The sequence below is a fragment of the Streptomyces sp. NRRL B-24484 genome, assembly GCF_000717715.1.
Lineage (GTDB): Bacteria > Actinomycetota > Actinomycetes > Streptomycetales > Streptomycetaceae > Kitasatospora.
The window spans coordinates 81,458-102,379 of record NZ_JOAI01000029.1; the positions used below are offsets into that span (position 1 = coordinate 81,458).

The following is a 20,922-nucleotide window of genomic DNA, read 5'->3' on the forward strand; positions in this document are numbered from 1 at the left end:
TCCCTCGGGGCGCGCGCCGGGACGCTCGCGCCCGGGGGACGGGTCGCGCCGGCCGGCGGTCGGGTCGCCGGGCCCGCCGGCACGGCACCGTTCCGAACGCACGGCCACCCCACCCCACAGTCCTCCCGGTACTCCCCCGGCAACGCAGGCCGTCGGGAGCCACCGCCGATTCGGGCAGGAGTTTGGCATGCAGGGCGACACGCGGGACCAGTCCACCGCAACGACGGAGGGCCCCGACACACCGCCGACCACGGAGCCGCCGCTGCCGGCCCCGCGCGCCGCCCGCAGCACCGCACCGGCCGCCCCCGCGGCCGCGCGGACGGCGGCCCGCAGGACCACCACCGGCAGGACGGCGGCCGGTTCCACCACCAGGACCACCCGTACCACGACCGCCGCCGCCGAGGGGGCCGCCGCCGGGAAGGCCCCGGCCGAGAAGGCCGCCGCCAAGAAGACCGCCGCGAAGAAGACCACCGCCAAGAAGACCACCGCCCGCAAGAGCGCCACCCGCAAGACAGAGAGCGACACCGTGATCGGCCGCATCCCCGTCCTGGACGTCAGCCCCCTCGTCGACTCCGGGCGGCGCCCGGCCAAGGCCGTCGAGGGCGAGAGTTTCCAGGTCACCGCCACCGTCTTCCGCGAGGGCCACGACGCGGTGAACGCCAACGTGGTGCTCCGCGACCCGCGCGGCCGCAGCGGCCCGTGGACGCCGATGCGCGAACTCGCCCCCGGCACCGACCGCTGGGGCGCGCACGTCACGCCGACCGCGCCCGGGCGCTGGTCCTACCTGGTGGAGGCGTGGAGCGACCCGGTCGCCACCTGGCGGAGGACCGCCGCGGTCAAGCTCCCGGCCGGCATCGACACCGCGCTCGTCCTGGAGGAGGGCGCCCAACTGCTGGAGCGGGCCGCCGCCGGGGTGCCGAAGAAGGACGGCCGGGCGCACGTGCTGGCCGCGGTGGACGCGCTGCGCGACCCCGGCCTGCCCCCGCTGAGCCGCTACGCGGCCGCGCTCGCGCCCGAGGTGCTCACCCTGCTGGAGCGTCACCCACTGCGCGAACTGGTCAGCGCCACCCGGCCGCTGCCGCTCCAGGTCGACCGCAAGCGGGCGCTGTACGGCGCCTGGTACGAGTTCTTCCCGCGCTCCGAGGGCGCCGTGGTCGACCCCTCCGGCGTGCAGCCGCCGGTCTCCGGGACGCTGCGCACCGCCGCCGAGCGGCTGCCCGCGGTCGCCGCGATGGGCTTCGAGGTGGTCTACCTGCCGCCGATCCACCCGATCGGCCGCGCCTACCGCAAGGGCCCGGACAACGGTCTGACGGCCGGTCCGCACGACGTCGGCTCGCCCTGGGCGATCGGCTCGCCGGAGGGCGGCCACGACGCCGTCCACCCGGACCTCGGCACCGTCGAGGACTTCGACCGCTTCGTCGCCGAGGCCGGGTCGCTGGGCCTGGAGGTCGCGCTCGACTTCGCCCTGCAGTGCTCCCCCGACCACCCCTGGGTCAACAAGCACCCGGAGTGGTTCAGCCACCGCCTCGACGGCACCATCGCGTACGCCGAGAACCCGCCGAAGAAGTACCAGGACATCTATCCGATCAACTTCGACCAGGACTTCGACGGCCTGGTCAAGGAGACGGTTCGTGTCCTGCGCTTCTGGATGGGCCACGGGGTGCGGATCTTCCGCGTCGACAATCCGCACACCAAGCCGGTGGTGTTCTGGGAGAAGGTGCTCGGCGACATCGCCCGGACCGACCCCGACGTGATCTTCCTGGCCGAGGCGTTCACCCGCCCGGCGATGATGCACACCCTGGGGAAGATCGGATTTCACCAGTCGTACACCTACTTCACCTGGCGCACCACCAAGCAGGAACTCACCGATTACCTCACCGAACTCAGCGGTGACGCGGCCTCGTACATGCGGCCCAACTTCTTCGCCAACACCCCGGACATCCTGCACGAGTACCTGCAGCAGGGCGGCCCGGCCGCGTTCGCCGTCCGCGCCGTCCTGGCCGCGACCCTCGCCCCCAGCTACGGCGTCTACGCGGGCTACGAGCACTACGAGAACGAGCCCGTCCACCCCGGGTCGGAGGAGTACGCGCGCTCCGAGAAGTACGAGCTGCGCCCGCGCGACTGGAGCCGTCAGGACTCCCTCGCCCCGCTCCTCACCGCCCTCAACCGGCTCCGCCGGCGGCACCCCGCCCTGCAGCAGCTGCGCGACCTGCGCTTCCACCCCACGGACAACGACCAGGTCATCGCGTACTCCAAGCGGGCGACCAGCGAGGACGGCGTCGAGGACCACGTGATCACCGTCGTGAACCTGGACCCGCACCACGTCCAGGAGGCCACCGTGACGCTGGACTCGGACCTGCCGCTGACGGTGCACGACGAGCTCACCGGCGCCACCTACGACTGGGGCCGCCGCAACTACGTCCGGCTCGACCCATCCACCGAGCCGGCCCACCTCCTCACCGTCCGGAGGCACCCTCAGTGACAGTCAACGAGCCCGTTCCCGACACCTTCGCCGAAACGCCGGCCAGGGACCGCGACCCGGAGTGGTTCAAACGCGCGGTCTTCTACGAGGTCCTGGTCCGTTCCTTCCAGGACAGCAACGGCGACGGCGTGGGTGACCTCAAGGGGCTCACCTCGAAGCTCGACTACCTGCAGTGGCTGGGGGTGGACTGCCTCTGGCTGCCGCCCTTCTTCGCCTCGCCGCTGCGGGACGGCGGGTACGACGTGGCCGACTACAAGTCGGTGCTGCCGGAGTTCGGCGACCTCGCCGACTTCGTCGAGTTCGTCGACGCCGCCCACGCCCGGGGCATGCGGGTGATCATCGACTTCGTGGTCAACCACACCAGCGACCAGCACCCGTGGTTCCAGGCGTCCCGCAACGACCCGGACGGGCCGTACGGCGACTTCTACATGTGGGCGGACGACGACAAGCAGTACCCCGACGCCCGCATCATCTTCGTCGACACCGAGACCTCCAACTGGACGTACGACCCGGTGCGCAAGCAGTACTTCTGGCACCGGTTCTTCTCCCACCAGCCGGACCTCAACTACGACAACCCGCGGGTGCAGGAGGAGGTGATCGCGGCCCTGAGGTTCTGGCTGGACCTCGGCATCGACGGGTTCCGGCTGGACGCGGTCCCCTACCTGTACGCCCGGGAGGGCACCAACTGCGAGAACCTGCCGGAGACCCACGAGTTCCTCAAGCGGCTCCGCAAGGAGATCGACGCGGACTACCCGGACACGGTGCTGCTGGCCGAGGCCAACCAGTGGCCCGAGGACGTCGTCGACTACTTCGGGGACTTCGCCTCCGGCGGCGACGAGTGCCACATGGCGTTCCACTTCCCGGTGATGCCGCGGATCTTCATGGCCGTCCGCCGGGAGTCGCGCTACCCGGTCTCGGAGATCCTCGCCAAGACGCCGGAGATCCCCTCCGGCTGTCAGTGGGGCATCTTCCTGCGCAACCACGACGAGCTGACCCTGGAGATGGTCACCGACGAGGAGCGCGACTACATGTACGCGGAGTACGCGAAGGACCCGCGGATGCGGGCCAACGTGGGCATCCGCCGGCGGCTCGCGCCGCTGCTGGAGAACGACCGCAACCAGATCGAACTCTTCACCGCCCTGCTGCTCTCGCTGCCCGGTTCGCCGGTGCTCTACTACGGCGACGAGATCGGCATGGGCGACAACATCTGGCTCGGCGACCGGGACGGCGTCCGCACCCCGATGCAGTGGACGCCGGACCGCAACGCGGGTTTCTCCTCCGCCGACCCGGGCAGGCTCAGTCTGCCGCCCATCATGGACCCGGTGTACGGCTTTCAGGTGACCAACGTCGAAGCGCAGCAAAGCAGTTCGAGTTCCCTGCTGCACTGGACGCGTCGCATGATCGAGATCCGAAAGCTCAATCCTGCGTTCGGCCTCGGCAGCTACACCGAGCTGCCCTCCAGCAACCCCGCAGTGCTGGCCTTCGTGCGCGAGCACGAGGGAGACCTGGTCATGTGCGTGAACAACTTCTCGCGGTTCGCGCAGCCGACCGAACTGGACCTGCGGCGGTACGGGGGGCGGTACCCGGTCGAGCTGATCGGCGGCGTGCGCTTCCCCTCCATCGGTGAGTGGCCCTACCTGCTCACCCTCGCCGGGCACGGCTTCTACTGGTTCCAGCTCAGGAAGCCCGGAATCAAGTAGCGGCGGCCGTCCGGCGCCCGAAGTAACGATCCACCAGCCAGGTCCGAGGCGACCACCCTGCGGGGCGCGAGAGTCACGACCCCCGCGCCCCGCAGGGGTCTTCGCACCACCGCGTACGGAGAACAGCCCAACGGCCACCCACACTATGGCGTGACACCCGAGCCCCGCTCGCGTGCCTCCGCCGCCGCGCCGCCGAAATCCGGAAGACTGACAGGCCCGGTGACGACCTCGGGCAGCCGGCCCGCTTCCGGGGAAAGGGAGTCATGTCCGAAACCTCCCGTTCTCAAGCCCACGTGCACCGCGACCTACCCGACGGCGCCCCCGGGCCCGTCGGCACGCGCGGGACCACGGGGCGGAGAACCACCGCGGGTGTCAGCGAGCTCGTGGGCGCCGCCCTGCCGCTGATCGCCGACTGGCTCCCCACCCAGCGCTGGTACGCCGGGAAGGGGCGCGCGATCAGCGGACTCACCCCGGTGGTGGGAACCCCCCTGCAGGTCGGCGACCCGACCCTGCTGCACCTGCTGCTGCGGGTGGAGCACGGCACCGGCGCGGCGGCGCAGGGAGACATCTACCAGCTCCTGCTGGGCATCCGCTCCAAGGACCCGTCCGGGACGGGGCCCGGCGCCGTCCTCGGCCGGCTGGCCGGCGGCGGCCCGCACGACGGCGCGGTGCTCTACGACGCGGTGCACGACCCGGAACTGACCGGCCGGCTGCTGGAGCACCTGGCCACCGGCGACCGGTTCGGCGCGCTCTCCTTCCGGCGCACCCCGGGCCCGGGCCTGCCGAGCAACCTGCCCGGCCGGGCCTCCACGGCCGAGCAGTCCAACAGCTCGGTGATCTACGGGACCTCCTTCATCCTCAAGCTGTTCCGGCGGATCAGCCCCGGCACCAACCCGGACCTCGAACTGACGCTGGCGCTCTCCCGGGCGGGGTCCACCCGGATCCCACGGGTCGCCGCCTGGTTCGAGTCCCGGCTGGAGCGATCGGAACCGGCCACTCTCGGACTCCTCCAGCGCTACCTGCCGGACGCCGAGGACGGCTGGGAGCTCGCCCTCGACCAAGTGGCCCGACTCAAGGGCGACCCGTCGCCGGGCAACTTCGCCGTCGAGGCGCACCGGCTCGGCCGGGCGACCGCCGAGGTGCACCGGGTGCTGGCCCGCTCGATGCCCACCGCCCGCCTCGACCGGGCCGAGACCGGCCGGCTGGCCGGCGCGATGGCCGACCGGCTGGACAGCGCGGTCGCCGCGGTGCCCGGCCTGCTGCGCTACCGCTCGGCACTGCGCGCGGCCTTCCAGCAGCTCACCGCGGACCACCTGGAGGGGCTGCCCGTCCAGCGGATCCACGGCGACCTGCACCTCGGCCAGGCGATGCGCACCCCGCACGGCTGGGTGCTGCTGGACTTCGAGGGCGAGCCCGCGAAGCCGCTGGCCGAGCGCCGGCTGCCGCAGCCGGCGCTGCGGGACGTGGCGGCGATGCTGCGCAGCTTCGACTACGCGGCCGCGCACCTGCTCGCCGGGGCACCCGGCCCGGACCCGGAGCTGGCCCACCTCGCCAACGCCTGGGCGGCCCGCAACCGGGCCGCGTACTGCGCGGGCTACACGGCCGGCGGCGGGATGGACCCGGCCACCGCGCCGGAGCTGCTGCGGGCCCTGGAGATCGACAAGGCGGTGTACGAGGTCGTCTACGAGGCCCGGCACCGTCCGAGCTGGCTGCCGATCCCGCTGGCCGCCATCAACCGTCTGGCCCTGACCGTCTGACGCCCGAACCCGCCTCCTGGAGGACCCGACGTGAACCCCCCCGGCCCCACGCACGACAGCTCCACCACCGCCGTGCCCGCCGCCTTCCGGGCGGGCGCCGGCGCGTCCGCGCCCGGGCCCGCCCGGCGGGCCCGGGCGGCCAAGCGGCGCGAGCCCGTGGCGCCGCCGCGGTCCGGCCCGTCGGCGTCCTCCCCGCTGCGGCTGCCGGAGGCACCGCTGCCGCCGGCCGAGGTGGACCGGCTGGTGTCCGGCGTGCACCACGACCCGCACGCCCTGCTCGGTGCGCACGCCACCCTGGAGGGCACCGCGATCCGGGTGCTGCGCCCGTTCGCCGAGCGGGTCGTGGTGGTGACGGACCAGGGCCCGGCGGAGCTGACCCACCAGCAGTCGGGCCTGTTCACCGGGCTGCTGGCGGGCCGGGAGTTCCCGGCGTACCGGCTGCAGGTGACCTACCCCGGTGGCGGGCCGGTGGAGCAGGAGGACGGCTACCGGGTGGCGCCCACCCTCGGCGAACTGGACCTGCACCTGATCTCCGAGGGCCGGCACGAGCAGCTCTGGCAGGTGCTCGGCAGCCACGTCCGCGAGGTGGACGGCATGGCGGGCACGTCGTTCGCGGTGTGGGCGCCGAACGCGGTCGGCGTCCGGCTGGTCGGCGACTTCAACCACTGGGACGGCACCGGGCACCCGATGCGCTCGCTCGGTTCCTCCGGCGTCTGGGAGCTGTTCGTCCCGGCCCTCGCCGAGGGCGCCACCTACAAGTACGAGATCCGCACCCGGCACGGCGGGGTGCTGCAGAAGGCCGACCCGCTGGCCCGGGCCGCCCAGTGCCCGCCCGAGACCGCCTCCGTGGTGCACACCTCGCAGTACGCCTGGGGCGACGGGGACTGGATGGCCCGGCGGCCGCGGACGGTGCACCACCGGTCGCCGATGTCGGTGTACGAGCTGCACCTGGCGTCCTGGCGGCCGGACCTGACGGGCTACCGCGAGATCGCCGAGGTGCTGCCCGGCTACCTCGTGGACCTGGGGTTCACCCACGTCGAGTTCATGCCGGTGATGGAGCACCCGTTCGGCGGTTCCTGGGGCTACCAGGTCACCGGCTTCTTCGCACCGACCGCCCGGCTCGGCGGCCCCGACGACTTCAAGTACCTGGTCGACGCGCTGCACCGGGCCGGCATCGGCGTGATCGTCGACTGGGTGCCCGCGCACTTCCCGAAGGACGGCTTCGGCCTGGCCCGGTTCGACGGCGAGCCGCTGTACGAGCCGGCCGACCCGCTGCGGGCCGAGCACCCGGACTGGGGCACCCTGGAGTTCGACTACGGCCGCACCGAGGTGCGGAACTTCCTGGTCGCCAACGCGGTGTACTGGTGCGAGGAGTTCCACGTCGACGGCCTGCGGGTGGACGCCGTCGCCTCGATGCTCTACCTCGACTACTCGCGCGAGGGCGGCGCCTGGTCGCCGAACGCCTTCGGCGGCCGGGAGAACCTCGACGCCGCCTCGTTCCTTCAGGAAATGAACGCGACGGTCTACCGTCGCTGCCCGGGCGTGGTCACCATCGCCGAGGAGTCGACCGCCTGGGACGGCGTCACCCGGCCCACCGACAGCGGCGGCCTCGGCTTCGGCCTGAAGTGGAACATGGGCTGGATGCACGACTCGCTGGTCTACATGGCCAAGGAGCCGGTGCACCGCAAGTACCACCACAACGAGATGACCTTCTCGATGGTGTACGCGTACTCGGAGAACTACGTGCTGCCGATCTCGCACGACGAGGTGGTGCACGGCAAGCAGTCGCTGGTCTCCAAGATGCCCGGCGACTGGTGGCAGCAGCGGGCCAACCACCGGGCGTACCTGGGCTTCATGTGGGCCCACCCGGGCAAGCAACTGCTTTTCATGGGGCAGGAGTTCGCCCAGGGCGCCGAGTGGGACCACGAGCACGGGCCGCAGTGGTGGGTGCTCGCCGACGACTGGCCGGCCGCGGAGGACCACCGGGGGGTGCGCCGGCTGGTCGGCGCGCTCAACCACGCGTACCTCGACACCCCGGCGCTCTGGGAGCAGGACACCGTGCCGGCCGGCTTCCGCTGGCTGGACGGCGGTGCGGCCGACGACAACGTGCTGTCCTTCGTCCGGTACGCGGCCGACGGCACCCCGCTGGTCGCGGTCTGCAACTTCTCGCCCGTCGTCCGGCACGGCTTCCGGGTCGGCCTGCCGGAGCTGCCCGGCGCCGACCAGCTGTGGGAGGAGGCGCTGAACACCGACGCCGAGGAGTTCGGCGGCAGCGGCCTCGGCAACTCGCACCCCGTCAAGGCCGAGGCCGGTGCCTGGAACGGGCAGCAGCACAGCGCCGAACTGGTCCTCCCGCCGCTCGCCACGCTCTGGCTCCGGCCGGCCTGACGCAGCCGGCTCCGCCACGCCGGGCCCCGGGGCGACCGCCCCGGGGCCCGGCCGCTTCCGCCCGTCCGCCCCCGTCCGCACGGGAACACCTGCCCGGGTAAGGTCAACAGTGACCGCTTCCCGGACGGCAGGACGGAGTGAGCCGCGTGGCGCGCAGCGTGTACGTGACCGGCATCGACCGGGGGGACGGCCGACAGGCCGTCGAACTCGGGGTCATGGAGCTGCTGGCCCGCCAGGTGGACGCCGTCGGCGTCTTCCGGCCGCTGGTGCACGCGGACGACCCCGGCGAGAAGGGCACCGACCACGTGGTCGAGCTGCTGCGCTCCCGCTACCGGGTCGACCTGCCGGCGGAGGACCTGTACGGCCTCTCCTACGAGGAGGCCGCCGCGCTGCAGGCGGCGCAGGGCCAGGACGAGCTGGTGTCGGTGCTGGTGGACCGGTTCCGGGCGGTCGAGCGGCGCTGCCAGGCGGTGCTGGTGCTCGGCACCGACTTCGCCGGCACCAACATCCCGGACGAGCTGGCCTTCAACGCGCGCCTCGCCAACGAGTTCGGCGCCTGGGTGCTGCCGGTCGTCGGCGGCCAGGACGAGGACCCGCAGGCGGTGGTCGCGGAGGTCCGCAACGCCCACCGGGCCTACACCGACCTCGGCTGCTCCGCCCTGGCGATGATCGCCAACCGGGTCGCCCCCGCCGCGAAGCAGCGGATCCAGCGGACGCTGACCGAGAAGCTCCCGGTGCCGGTGTACGTGATCCCGGAGGAGCCCTCGCTGTCGGCGCCGACCGTGGCGCAGCTGGTCGAGGCGACCGGTGCCGAGGTGCTGCTGGGCGACGCCGCGGGCCTGGCCCGGGACGTGCGCTCGTTCGTCTTCGGCGGCGCGATGCTGCCGACCTTCCTCAACGCGCTGACCGAGGGCGCGCTGGTGGTGACCCCCGGTGACCGGGCCGACCTGCTGATCGGCTCGCTGGCGGCGCACGCCGCGGGAGCGCCGCCGATCGCCGGTGTGCTGCTCACCCTCGGGCAGCACCCGGGGCCGAACGTGATGGCGCTGGCGGCGCGGCTCGCACCGGGGACGCCGGTCGCGGTGGTGCCGGAGGGCAGCTGGCTGACCGCGGCCGCGCTGACCCACCTGGAGGGCCGGATCGGCCCGGACAGCCACCGGAAGGCCGAGACCGCCCTCGGCCTGTTCGAACTCCACGTGGACACGGCGGAGTTGACGAAGCGGATCGAGCTGTCGCCGTCCGAGCGGGTGACCCCGATGATGTTCGAGCACGCGCTGCTGGAGCGGGCCCGGGCGCAGCGGCGGCACATCGTGCTGCCGGAGGGCGTCGAGGAGCGGGTGCTGCGGGCGGCGGAGGTGCTGCTGCGCCGCAACATCTGCGACCTGACGCTGCTGGGCGAGCGGGAGGCGGTGCTGCGGCGGGCGGCGTCGCTGGGCCTGGAGCTGCCGCACCCCGAGGAGGCCGCGGACCGGGCCCGGCTGCGGATCGTCGATCCGGCCACCAGTCCGCTGCGCGAGAGCTTCGCCGAGCTGTACGCCCGGGCACGGGCGCACAAGGGCATGACGCGGGAGCGGGCCCTGGACGTGGTCACCGACGTCTCGTACTTCGGGACGCTGATGGTGCAGGAGGGCATCGCCGACGGCATGGTGTCCGGTGCGGTGCACTCGACGGCGGCGACCATCCGGCCGGCCTTCGAGGTGATCAAGACGGCGCCGGGTGCGGCGATCGTGTCCTCGGTGTTCTTCATGTGCCTGGCCGACCGGGTGCTGGTGTACGGCGACTGCGCGGTGAACCCGGCCCCGGACGCGCAGCAGCTGGCGGACATCGCCGTGCAGTCCGCGGAGACGGCGGCGCAGTTCGGGGTGGAGCCGCGGGTCGCGATGCTCTCGTACTCGACGGGCACCTCCGGCTCGGGCGCGGACGTGGACAAGGTGCGGGAGGCGACGGAGCTCGTCCGCCGGGCGCGTCCGGACATCCTGGTCGAGGGGCCGATCCAGTACGACGCGGCGGTGGACCCGTACGTGGCGGCGACCAAGCTGCCCGGCTCCTCGGTGGCCGGCCGGGCGACGGTGCTGGTCTTCCCGGACCTGAACACCGGCAACAACACGTACAAGGCGGTGCAGCGCTCGGCCGGTGCGGTGGCGGTCGGCCCGGTGCTGCAGGGCCTGCGCAAGCCGGTGAACGACCTCTCCCGCGGTGCGCTGGTCGAGGACATCGTCAACACCGTCGCGATCACCGCCATCCAGTCGCAGCGCCCCGCCGAAGGAGCCGAGCAGTGAGCGATTCCACGCTGGTCCTCGTGCTGAACGCGGGGTCGTCCTCGGTGAAGTACCAGCTCATCGACATGCTGGACGGCTCCCGTGCGGCCGCCGGGCTGGTCGAGCGGATCGGCGAGGTGAACGGGCGGCTGGTGCACACCCCGCCGGCCGGCGAGCGGCGCGAGCGGCTGCGGGTGTTCGCCGACCACGCGGAGGCGCTCGCCGCCGTCGCGGAGGAGCTCTCCGCGGACGGCCTGGGGCTGGGCTCGCCCGGTCTCGCGGCGATCGGCCACCGGGTGGTGCACGGCGGGCAGCGGTTCACCGCGCCGACGCTGATCGACGACGAGGTGGTGGAGGAGATCCGCCGGCTGATCCCGGTGGCGCCGCTGCACAACCCGGCGAACATCACCGGGATCGAGGTGGCGCGCGCGCTGCGGCCGGACCTGCCGCAGGTCGCGGTCTTCGACACGGCCTTCCACAGCACGGTGCCGGCGGCCGCCGCCACGTACGCGATCGACCGGCGGACCGCGGAGCGGCACCGGGTGCGCCGCTACGGCTTCCACGGCACCTCGCACCAGTACGTGTCGCGGGCGGCCGCCCGGCTGCTGGGCCGCGACCCGGCCGAGCTGAACATGATCGTGCTGCACCTGGGGAACGGGGCCTCCGCCTCGGCGGTGTCGGGCGGGGTGTGCGTGGAGACGTCCATGGGCCTGACCCCGCTGGAGGGCCTGGTCATGGGCACCCGTTCCGGGGACGCCGATCCGGGGCTGGTCTTCCACCTGCACCGGGTGGGCGGGCTGACGATCGATGAGATCGACGACCTGTTGAACCGGCGCAGCGGCCTGATCGGCCTGTGCGGCGACAACGACATGCGCGAGGTGCTGCGCCGGGCCGGCGAGGGCGACGAGGACGCGCAGCTGGCCTTCGACGTGTACGTGCACCGGTTGCGCAAGTACGTCGGGGCGTACTACGCGGTGCTGGGCCGGGTGGACGCGGTGGTGTTCACGGCCGGTGTGGGCGAGAACGCGGCGGCCGTCCGGGAGGCGGCGTGCGCGGGGCTGTCGGCGCTGGGCATCGAGGTGGACCCGGCGCTGAACGCGGTGCGCTCCGGTGCGGCCCGGGTGATCTCGCCCGAGCACGGCCGGGTGGCGGTCGCGGTGGTGCCCACCGACGAGGAGCTGGAGATCGCCCGCCAGGCCTTCGCGCTGGTGCACGACGGCATTTGAGATGACGTCCCGTCAGCGTCCCACCCTTCGGGATAGTTCGTTGGCGATTTCTCCCGGTTCGGGCGTCATGCACCGATAACTCGAACGGATAGACTGACGGATATGCGCCGAGCGAAAATTGTCTGCACCCTGGGTCCGGCGACGGACTCCTACGAACAGCTGAAGGCCATCGTCGAAGCGGGCATGAACGTCGCCCGACTCAACATGAGCCACGGCTCCCACACGGAGCACGAGGAGCGGTACCGCAAGGTCCGCCAGGTGTCCGAGGACACCGGCCGCACCATCGGCGTGCTGGCCGACCTGCAGGGCCCCAAGATCCGTCTGGCCACCTTCGCCAACGGACCGGTGACCGTCGACAACGGCGACACCTTCACCATCACCACCGAGGATGTGCCCGGGGACCAGCACATCTGCGGCACCACCTACAAGGGCCTGCCCGGCGACGTGAAGCCCGGCGACCCGATCCTGATCAACGACGGCGTCATCGCCCTGGAGGTCGTCAGCGTCGACGGCCCGCGGGTGAAGACCGTGGTGGTCGAGGGCGGCGTGCTCTCGAACAACAAGGGCATCAACCTGCCCGGCGCGGCCGTCAACGTGCCCGCGCTCTCCGAGAAGGACAAGGAGGACCTGCGGTTCGCCCTCCAGCTGGGCGTCGACATGGTCGCGCTGTCCTTCGTCCGCAACGCCGCCGACATCGACGACGTCCACAAGGTGATGGACGAGGTCGGCATCCGCGTCCCGGTGATCGCCAAGATCGAGAAGCCGCAGGCCGTCGAGGCGATGGAGGAGATCGTCCTCGCCTTCGACGCGATCATGGTGGCCCGCGGCGACCTCGCCGTCGAGTACCCGCTGGAGCGGGTGCCGCTGGTGCAGAAGCAGCTGATCACCCTGGCCCGCCGCAACGCCAAGCCGGTGATCGTGGCGACCCAGATGATGGAGTCGATGATCCACGCCTCGCGCCCGACCCGCGCCGAGGTCTCCGACGTCGCCAACGCCATCCTGGACGGCACGGACGCGGTCATGCTCTCCGCCGAGTCCAGCGTGGGCAAGTACCCGGTCGAGACGGTCCGGACGATGAGCCGGATCGCCGAGAAGGCCGAGGAGGAGCTGCTCTCGCAGGGCCTCCAGCCGCTGAACCCGGGCCGCAAGCCGCGCACCCAGGGCGGTTCGATCGCCCGCGCCGCGTGCGAGCTCGGCGACTTCCTGAACGGCCAGGCCCTGGTCGCGTTCACGAAGTCCGGCGACACCGCCCGCCGCCTGTCCCGCTACCGCTCGCCTATCCCGGTGATCGCGTTCACCCCGGACGCCTCCACCCGCAACCAGCTCTCGCTGAGCTGGGGCGTCGAGGCGTACGTGACCGAGCAGGTCGAGACCACCGACGAGATGGTGCAGCAGGTCGACCGTGAGCTGCTGCGCCTGAACCGCCTCGCCGGGGGCGACACCGTGATCGTCACCGCCGGCTCGCCCCCCGGCGTCCCCGGCAACACCAACATGGTCCAGGTCCACCACCTGGGCAGCCGCGACCACCACTGACACCGGCGCTGCACGCCCGCGGGGCGGTTCCCCTCCGAGGAGGGGGACCGCCCCGCGGCGTTCCCCGGGTCCGCACGGCGGCGGGAACACCGACGGCCCGGCCGGAGGTCCGGCCGGGCCGCGGGGTGCGACGGGGTGGGCTCAGCCGTCGTACGGCTGGTCGTCGTTGAAGAGGTGCATGCCCGGGATCTTCAGGGTGCCGCCGAACTGGCCGGCCTGGACGGCCTTGGCCTTGTCCAGGGTGATGTCGAGCGGGATCGGCACGGAGCCGATCAGGTCCCACAGCCACTTCGGCAGGGTGTCCGGGGTGAGGGTGATCTCGCCCAGGTCGATCGGGATCGGCAGGCCGTAGATCGCCGAGAGGTGGCCGGAGAGGCTCTCCACGTACATGGTGATCGGGCCGTTGCGCATGGTGGAGGTGGTGCCGGGCGCGGCCTTCACGTGGAAGGTCTTGTCCTTCACCTCGATCGTCGACATATCGAGATCGCCGATGTCCACCGAGGCGGTGGTGAACTTCAGGACGCGCTTGGAGCCGGTCGGCGTCTTCACGTCGTACACGCCGTTGAACACCGAGCCGTGCAGCGCGAGCTTGCTGGAGTGCAGCACCCAGTTCTGGTCCGGCACCACGTGGCCGGTCGGCGCCGCCAGGGCCTTCTCCTTGCTGGTGTCCACCAGGCAGTTCGGGCCGGTGGCGGACGGCGAGGGGGAGGCCGACGGGCTCGCCGACTGCGCGGCCGGCTTCGCGGCGGGCGCGGTCGTCGCGCTCGCCTTCGGCGCCGCGGGGGCGGCCGGCGCGGTACTCGCGGCCGGGGCGGCGGCGGCCTTGGCGGCGGTGGTCGGCGCCGCGGCCGGCGTCGACGCGGTGCCGGCCTGCGGGTGGAAGATGCCGTCGATGCCGGTCAGGATGTCGCCGATCACGTTCCGCGGCGCGGTGTCGGCCGACGGAGCGGGCTGCGCGGCGGTGGCCGTGGCGGTCGGGACGGGCACCTTCGCCGTGGACGGCGAGGCGGTCGCACCGGACTTCTTGGTCGCGGCCTTCACCGTGCTCGACGGCGCCGGCAGCACCTTGATCTCGCTCTTGGGGACGGGCGTCTCCTCCAGCACGGTGTCCGGCGCGCTCGCGCAGGCCTTGTCGCTCTGGGTGTCGGCCACGGCGAGCGTGGTCGGGGTGTAGGCCGCACCGACCAGCATCGCGGTGGGCACGGCGGCGATCGCCATGACCCGGCCGCGGATGCGGCGGCGGACACCCACCCGCGGCGCCGCGTGGCGGGGCCCGGGCTCCGAGGCCGCGGCGGACTCGTCCCGGTCGGTCACCGCTGCTCCCCCGGGTCGGCCGCCGGTGCCGCGCTGTCGGCGGCCTCGGCGGGCGTCTGCTGGGCGGGCAGCAGGGGCTGGGTGGTCTCCACCGGGGCTTCGCCGGTGAACTCCGCCGGGGCCGCCGCGGCGGGGGCGTCCTCGACGAGGGCGACCGGCTTGAGCGGTGCCCAGGCCATCAGCAGGCCGCCGGCCATCAGGCCGAGGACCAGGCCGAAGCCGAAGCCGCCGAGGTTGGAGACCGGGATGGAGATGAGCGAGAGCAGCGTGGTCGCCACGCCGCAGAAGATCCGCACCAGCGGCTGGAACCACGCGGTCAGGCCGAGGCACATCATCAGGATGCCGATGATCAGTGAACCGGCACCGGCGGTGGTGGCCATCGACACGGTCATGCCGGCGAGGTTCAGCTCGGCGTAGGGGAAGTACAGGATGGGCACGCCGGCGATCATGGCCAGCAGGCCGCCCCAGAACGGCCGCGAGCGGCGCCAGTTGCGGAACCGCAGCCGCAGGTTGATGCCGCCGTCGTTCTCGGGCCACGCCTGGGCAGTTGCGCTGGACACGATGCAACTCCTCGATGGTTCGCTGCGAGGGGGAGGAAACGCCTGAGCTGCGGTCGGAGGCGGGCAGGCGCCTGCCTCCGACCGCGGGATCCGTCATCGCGGTGCGCCGGTCGGCGCCCCGTCAGACGAGGATCAGTAGCACTCCTTGCCGTTGCCGTCGTCACCGACGTACAGCTTGAGGTCCAGGCCGTTGAGCTTGAACGTGCCGGCCGAGGTGGCCCACGCGGTCTGCTTCACGTTGGTCAGGTGCGCCTTGGGGGCGGCCTGCGAGAAGCCGAGCACGCCGGACGGCTTCGGGGTGCCCATCGCGCTCTTCCAGTTGGCGGTGGCCTCACCCTTGAGGGTGGAGGCGTCCTGGCCGATGTTGATGTCGGTGAACTCGGCATCGGCGGACAGCTGGTCCAGGTCGATCAGCAGGTTCTGGGCGGACACCTGCTTCGCCGGGTCGTCGCTCTTGCCGGCCTCCAGGCGCAGCGTCACCTTCGGCAGCTTCAGGCCGAGCAGCGCGGGCTCGCTGACCACGGACTGGCACATGCCCTTGATGGTGGCCTTGTCGAACGCGGAGATCGCAACCGCGTGCGGGGTGCCGTTGGTCTCGAAGTCGTACGAGCCGAACTGGGCGAAGTTCTCACCCGTGAGGTCTTCGGCGGTGACCTTGAAACGCTGGCCGGAGACGTTGAACGAGGCGGCGAGCGCGTTGTTGGCCAGCGCCACACCGATCGCCGCGGTGGCGGCGATGCCCGGCACCATGGCGATGCCGAAGCGCTTCCAGCTGGTCTTGCCGAAAGTCTGGGACATGCGTGTGTCCTCCTTCTAGGACGTACATCTCCGGCCGTGTCCGGTGCGTCCCGCACCGGCCCGGGCCTGGGATGGGAGAGAGCTACGTCCTCGGTAGCGGAGAGCGCCAGCGCGTCGTGGGCCGACGGGCATGGCGATCACCCCCGAGCGACAACCGGCGACCGCACGGCTGCGCGGTCGCAGGAAGGACAGGAACCGCGTGTGGGATCTGCGGCTACCCCCCTGCCCTCCAACCGCCGACCGGGGCCGGCGGTTACCCGATGGGGATTCCCTGAACGGGACCGGGCGTGGGCCGATCGTGCTGGAATCCCGGGCCGAACACAAGGGGTCGATTACTGACGGGTAATCCAACAGTGAGGGCCGTTGATCATGGAATCGAAGGGTCAATCACTCTGCGTGACATTCTCCGCAGGCGACACTTCCGCAATCCGCAGGAAACGGCGCTGAAACACCTCGGCCGGCCACTGAACGTGACCGGCCGAGGGTGGTTGTCAAGATTTGATTAAGCTCTACGAAATCTCCTGGAATGTCGCCAAATCCCCAGCGACACCGCAGGTCACACGCCGTGCCACCCGCCCGGGACCGGGCCGGTGCACCCGCGCCGCCGCCGTCGGGCCGGAGCCGTCAGAACAGCACCCGGGCGAGCGCGCTGCGCGCCGCGACGACCCGCGGATCCTCCGGGCCGATCACCTCGAACAGCTCCAGCAGCCGCAGCCGCGCGGTGTCGCGGTCCTCGCCGGCCGTCCGGCCGACGGTGTCGACCAGCCGGCCGAAGGCGTCCTCGACGTGCCCGCCGACCAGGTCCAGGTCGGCCGCCCTCAGCTGGGCCTCGACGTCCCCGGGGCCGGCGGCGGCCGCCGCCCGCACCTGCTGCGGGTCCACGCCCTCGACCCGCTGCAGCAGTTGGGCCTGCGCGAGGCCGAGCTTGGCCTCGGTGTTGCCGGGCTGGTCGGACAGCACGTTCTGGTACGCCCGGACGGCACCGCCGAGATCGCCGCGGTCCAGCGCGTCGTGCGCCGCCTCCAGCGCCGGGTCGGACGGCACCCGCGGTGCCTGCACCGCGTCCTCGCCGCCGGGCCCGCCCGCGGCCAGGCCGGTGATGCCGAAGCGCTGCTCGGCGACCGCGATCAGCTGGTCCAGGATCTTGCGGACGTTGGCCTCGTTCTCGGCGCCCTGGAACAGCGGGACGAGCTGACCCGCCACCACCGCCATCACGGCCGGGATGCCCTGGATGCCGAACTGCTGGGCGATCAGCTGGTTGGCGTCGACGTCGATCTTGGCGAGCACGATCCGGCCGGCATACTCCTCGGCCAGGCGCTCCAGGATCGGACTGAGCTGCTTGCACGGGCCGCACCACTCGGCCCAGAAGTCGACCACCACCGGGACCTCGGCCGAGCGCTGCACGACCTCGGCCTCGAAGGTGTCCTCGGTGACGTCGAGGACCAACTGGTAGGGCGCCGGTGCGGTGTCGCCGCCGGCCGCGGCCTGCCGGGCCCGATCGGCCCGGGCCTGCTCGGCCTTCTGGGCGGCCTCGCCGGCCGCCTTGACCGCGGCGAGGTCGACCGCTCCGCGAAGGGCGGCGCTGTTGAGACGCGAATTCCGTGACTGCATGGCACCATCCTCCCCCGTCCGCACGGGTGACGGGCGCCAACCGGCCGGAAACCTCGCCGAGCCGTCGCGCCTGCACCACCCGACCGTGCGGCGGGGGCTGCCTCCCGGTGTAGCCGCTGCCGGCGCGGATCCCCATCCGCGCCCCGCGCCGGCCCGATCCCATGGGGCACGACGCGTGGTTGCCGCTCTTTCGCTACGAGTCGTAGCGTATCTCCACCCCGGGCCCGTCCCGCAAGACCCCCTCGGTGCCGCGGGACGTGACCTGCCCCACTTTCCGGCCCTCGATGGCTGCCGACGGGGGGCTCCGTCGCTACGGTTACCCGGACCGACCAAGTTACCAACCGGTAAATTTTCAGCTAGGAGGCTCGGTGGCCCCCACCACCCAGCAGCCGGCTGCCCCGGACGGCACCCTCCCCCGCGGCAAGGGCCGTCCACGCAGCGCTGCCGCCGACCGGGCGATCCTCGACGCGACCCGTGAAGCCCTCGCCGAACTCGGCTGGGGCGGCCTCACCATGGGCGACGTCGCCACCCGCGCCGGCGTCGCCAAGACCACCCTCTACCGGCGCTGGCCGTCCAAGAACGAACTGGTGGTCGACGCCGTCGCCAGCCTCTTCGACGAACTGGAGATGGCCGACCTCGGCAGCCTGCGGGCCGACATCGCCGCCACCGTCGCCCAGTTCGCCGACCTGCTGGCCCGGCCCGAGTCGCAGGCCGCCCTGATGGCGCTCTTCGCCGAGGGCAGCCGGGACCCGCAGCTGCGGCTGCGCATCCGCGAGCGCATCGTCGACCCGCAGAAGCACCTCGTCCGGACGGGCCGCGCCAACGCCCAGGCCCGCGGGGAGCTCCGCTCGGACCAGGACGAGGCGGCCGCCTGCGAGGAGATCGACCTCGTCTTCGACATGATCGCGGGCGCGGTGGAGCACCGGCTGCTCGTCGCCGGCGAACCCATCACCCCCCGCTGGCTCGACCGCTTCACCACCCTGATGCTCAGCGCCCTGGTCGGCCTCGACGCCTGAACCGGCCCGGCCCGGGCGAACCGGCCCTGCGCGCGGCCGGCCCGGGCGCGCGGCGCCGCGGACGAAGAACCGGACAGCACCCCGGGAACGCCGGAGCCCCTCCCCGGGTGCGGGGAGGGGCTCGGTCGCAGAGGCGGGCGCGGGCTCAGACGGAGACCGGCTCCGGGGTCTCGATCAGCGGGGCGACGTCGCGGGAGACCTTGCGCTCCACGAAGAAGACGGCGGTCGGGATCGTGCCGGCCAGCAGCACCCAGGCCAGCCGGCCCATCGGCCACTTCGCCTTGGTGCCCAGGTCGAAGGCGAGCACCAGGTAGACCACGTACAGCCAGCCGTGCGCGATGCCGACGGCGCTGGTGAAGCCGCTGGCCCCCGAGACGTCCAGCACGTACTTGGCGATCACGCCGGCGGTCAGCAGGATCAGCAGGACGCCGGTGATGTACGCCAGCGCCCGGTATCGGGTCAGCACGCTCTGCTTCATACCGACGAGGGTAACCGCAGGCGGCGGCCGCTCCGGCCGCGCCCCCGCCGGACGCACCGGCCGGACCGGACCCCGCCGACCGGGGGCGGGCGGGGGCTCAGTGCTCGCCGGTCTCCGCGGCCGGGGAGAAGTCGCCGGCCGCCACCCGCAGCGGGCGGAGCAGCTCGAAGACCTGTACGCACTGCTCGTCGTCGTAGCCCTCCAGGCCGAACTCGATCGCCATCAGCTCGCGGGTGGCCTGCTCGACCACCTCGCGGCCGCGGTCGGTGATCGCGGCGAGCACGCCGCGGCCGTCGGCGGGGTTGGGGCGGCGGGCGACCAGGCCGTCCCTTTCCAGGCGGTCGACGGTGTTGGTGACGCTCGTCGGGTGCACCATGAGGCGCTCGCCGATCTTGGAGAGCGGCAGCTGGCCGGCCCGGCTGAAGGTGAGCAGCACCAGCGCCTCGTAGCGGGCGAAGGTGAGGCCGTAGGGCTTCACCACGGCGTCCACCCGGGACAGCAGGATCTGGTGGGCGCGCATCACCGAGGTGATCGCCGCCATGGACGGGACGGCGCCCCAGCGGCGGGTCCACAGTTCGCCGGCGCGGGCGATCGGGTCGAAGTCGAGGGCGAGGGGCTTGGGCACTCCTCCACCGTACCGGCGTACGGGGAACGGGGTAGCAGGTGTCCACGATGGTGGACAAGGGCCGGTTCTGGCGGGATCACGCCAAGCGATTTCTGGTCCGTACCAGGGCTTCGAGCAGCCGAAACACGCCCGCAATCTTCCTCCCGGACACGGGAGTTGAGGCCGGAACGCGATCATACGGCTTTCCTCCGTACAGAAACGACCGATCGGACGGGCGAATTGGGCGTTCCGCGGGCATTTGCGGGCTCGCGTCCGGATGGCGAGTGGTGGCCAACTCCCGGCCGAGACCTGTCATTTCACGAACTGCATTGTCATGCTTCTGGCCAGCTTCGTTCGACCCGCCGGGCCCCCACCCCTCCGGCGGACGTCGTCAGACCGCACGGAGCAGCACGTCCGCGCCCGTTCCGCCCCAGCAGGCACTAACCCCGGTGCCCCGGAGCGCGGCGCCACCGCGCACACGCGGTTGATCCGGAAGGAACCCGTACGTGAAGCGAAAGCTGACAGTCGGAGCTGTTCTGTCTGCGTCGGCGGTCCTCGCCAGTGCGATCCAGGTCAGCGCCGGGATCGCGCAGGCCTCTCCCGCCCCGGCCGCCCCGGCCGAGCAGCGGGCCGCGCTCATCGCGCAGGCCGGTGCCGAGGCCCCCTCCGCGGCCCGCACCCTCGGCCTCTCCGGCCAGGAGCAGCTCGTCGTCAAGGACGCGGTCGTCGACGCCGACGGCACCCGTCACGTGCGCTACGAGCGCACCTTCGCCGGCCTGCCCGTCCTCGGCGGCGACCTCGTCGTCCACCAGGACGCCAAGGGCTCCGTGAAGTCCGTGGACCGCGCCGTCCAGGGCTCGGTCGCCCCGGCCACCCTCACCCCGAAGCTCACCGCCGCCCAGGCCGCCTCGAAGGCGCACGGCGCCGTCGCCGCCACCGTCGGTGTCGCGAAGGACGCCGACGAGGCCGCGCTGACCTCGGTCGCCGCGCCCGCGGGCGGCAAGCTGGTCGTCTGGGCCGCCGCGGGCAAGCCCCGCCTGGCCTACCAGACCACCGTCGAGGGCATGCGCGCCGACGGCACCCCGAGCCGCCAGCTGCTGGTCACCGACGCCGCGAGCGGCGAGGTCCTCTCCACCCACGAGCAGGTGCAGACCACCAACGCGACCGGCACCGGCAAGGGCGTCTTCGTCGGCTCGG

General features: G+C 72.5%; 14 protein-coding genes and 1 pseudogene. 9 read left to right on the forward strand and 6 right to left on the reverse strand.

What is annotated here, in order from left to right; translation table 11 throughout:
• Positions 1-526 precede the first annotated feature (526 nt).
• The 7 genes from IE98_RS0124825 (at position 527) to pyk (ending at position 13,344) form a co-directional block, all read left to right on the forward strand.
• Complete coding sequence (locus IE98_RS0124825) at positions 527-2,482, forward strand: alpha-1,4-glucan--maltose-1-phosphate maltosyltransferase (RefSeq protein WP_030272499.1); 1,956 nt, start codon at positions 527-529, stop codon at positions 2,480-2,482.
• Positions 2,479-4,182, forward strand: a complete 1,704-nt coding sequence (treS, locus tag IE98_RS0124830; protein ID WP_030272501.1) for a maltose alpha-D-glucosyltransferase — start codon at positions 2,479-2,481, stop codon at positions 4,180-4,182. Before IE98_RS0124825 ends, treS begins: the two co-directional genes overlap by 4 nt.
• Positions 4,183-4,565: 383 nt before the next feature.
• On the forward strand, positions 4,566-5,939 hold the full coding sequence (locus tag IE98_RS0124835) for a maltokinase N-terminal cap-like domain-containing protein (RefSeq protein ID WP_234443659.1): 1,374 nt from the start codon (positions 4,566-4,568) through the stop codon (positions 5,937-5,939).
• A gap of 30 nt (positions 5,940-5,969) precedes the next feature.
• Positions 5,970-8,327: a 1,4-alpha-glucan branching protein GlgB gene (glgB, locus tag IE98_RS0124840; RefSeq protein WP_030272504.1), complete on the forward strand. Its 2,358-nt coding sequence runs from the start codon at positions 5,970-5,972 to the stop codon at positions 8,325-8,327.
• A gap of 146 nt (positions 8,328-8,473) precedes the next feature.
• On the forward strand, positions 8,474-10,606 hold the full coding sequence (gene pta / locus IE98_RS0124845) for a phosphate acetyltransferase (RefSeq protein ID WP_030272506.1): 2,133 nt from the start codon (positions 8,474-8,476) through the stop codon (positions 10,604-10,606).
• On the forward strand, positions 10,603-11,811 hold the full coding sequence (locus tag IE98_RS0124850) for an acetate kinase (RefSeq protein WP_030272507.1): 1,209 nt from the start codon (positions 10,603-10,605) through the stop codon (positions 11,809-11,811). Before pta ends, IE98_RS0124850 begins: the two co-directional genes overlap by 4 nt.
• Before the next feature lie 102 nt (positions 11,812-11,913).
• Positions 11,914-13,344: a pyruvate kinase gene (gene pyk / locus IE98_RS0124855; RefSeq protein WP_030272509.1), complete on the forward strand. Its 1,431-nt coding sequence runs from the start codon at positions 11,914-11,916 to the stop codon at positions 13,342-13,344.
• Positions 13,345-13,485: 141 nt separating this feature from the next.
• Here pyk and IE98_RS0124860 read toward each other — a convergent pair whose 3' ends face one another.
• From IE98_RS0124860 to trxA, 4 genes are all read right to left on the reverse strand, one after another.
• Complete coding sequence (locus IE98_RS0124860) at positions 13,486-14,658, reverse strand: hypothetical protein (protein ID WP_030272511.1); 1,173 nt, start codon at positions 14,656-14,658, stop codon at positions 13,486-13,488.
• On the reverse strand, positions 14,655-15,218 hold the full coding sequence (locus IE98_RS0124865; protein WP_063749000.1) for a DUF6114 domain-containing protein: 564 nt from the start codon (positions 15,216-15,218) through the stop codon (positions 14,655-14,657). Before IE98_RS0124865 ends, IE98_RS0124860 begins: the two co-directional genes overlap by 4 nt.
• Positions 15,219-15,350: 132 nt before the next feature.
• A complete protein-coding gene (locus IE98_RS0124870) occupies positions 15,351-16,016 on the reverse strand; it encodes a DUF6230 family protein (protein WP_030272515.1) in 666 nt (221 codons plus the stop codon).
• A gap of 624 nt (positions 16,017-16,640) precedes the next feature.
• Positions 16,641-17,627: a thioredoxin gene (trxA, locus tag IE98_RS0124875; RefSeq protein ID WP_030272516.1), complete on the reverse strand. Its 987-nt coding sequence runs from the start codon at positions 17,625-17,627 to the stop codon at positions 16,641-16,643.
• A gap of 368 nt (positions 17,628-17,995) precedes the next feature.
• Here trxA and IE98_RS0124880 point away from each other — a divergent pair, with 368 nt between their 5' ends.
• Positions 17,996-18,643, forward strand: a complete 648-nt coding sequence (locus IE98_RS0124880) for a TetR/AcrR family transcriptional regulator (RefSeq protein WP_030272518.1) — start codon at positions 17,996-17,998, stop codon at positions 18,641-18,643.
• A 145-nt stretch (positions 18,644-18,788) separates the two neighbouring features.
• On the opposite strand, the gene IE98_RS0124885 is transcribed toward IE98_RS0124880, so the two are convergent.
• Positions 18,789-19,121 (reverse strand): DUF3817 domain-containing protein, encoded by a 333-nt coding sequence (locus IE98_RS0124885; RefSeq protein ID WP_030272520.1) that lies wholly within the window; start codon positions 19,119-19,121, stop codon positions 18,789-18,791.
• Positions 19,122-19,218: 97 nt separating this feature from the next.
• Positions 19,219-19,746 carry a MarR family winged helix-turn-helix transcriptional regulator gene (locus IE98_RS0124890; protein ID WP_030272522.1) on the reverse strand — a complete coding sequence of 176 codons (528 nt, stop codon included), beginning with the start codon at positions 19,744-19,746 and terminating at the stop codon, positions 19,219-19,221.
• Between the two features lie 485 nt (positions 19,747-20,231).
• Between IE98_RS0124890 and IE98_RS0124895 the strand changes: the two are divergent.
• A pseudogene (locus IE98_RS0124895) lies at positions 20,232-20,922 on the forward strand (PepSY domain-containing protein); the annotation flags it as partial.

Excerpts from the sequence above, each read along its gene's own strand:
- trxA (WP_030272516.1), bottom strand. The coding sequence starts at position 17,627 with ATGCAGTCACGGAATTCGCGTCTCAACAGCGCCGCCCTTCGCGGAGCG.
- IE98_RS0124870 (WP_030272515.1), bottom strand. The coding sequence starts at position 16,016 with ATGTCCCAGACTTTCGGCAAGACCAGCTGGAAGCGCTTCGGCATCGCC.
- IE98_RS0124885 (WP_030272520.1), bottom strand. The coding sequence starts at position 19,121 with ATGAAGCAGAGCGTGCTGACCCGATACCGGGCGCTGGCGTACATCACC.
- pyk (WP_030272509.1), top strand. The coding sequence starts at position 11,914 with ATGCGCCGAGCGAAAATTGTCTGCACCCTGGGTCCGGCGACGGACTCC.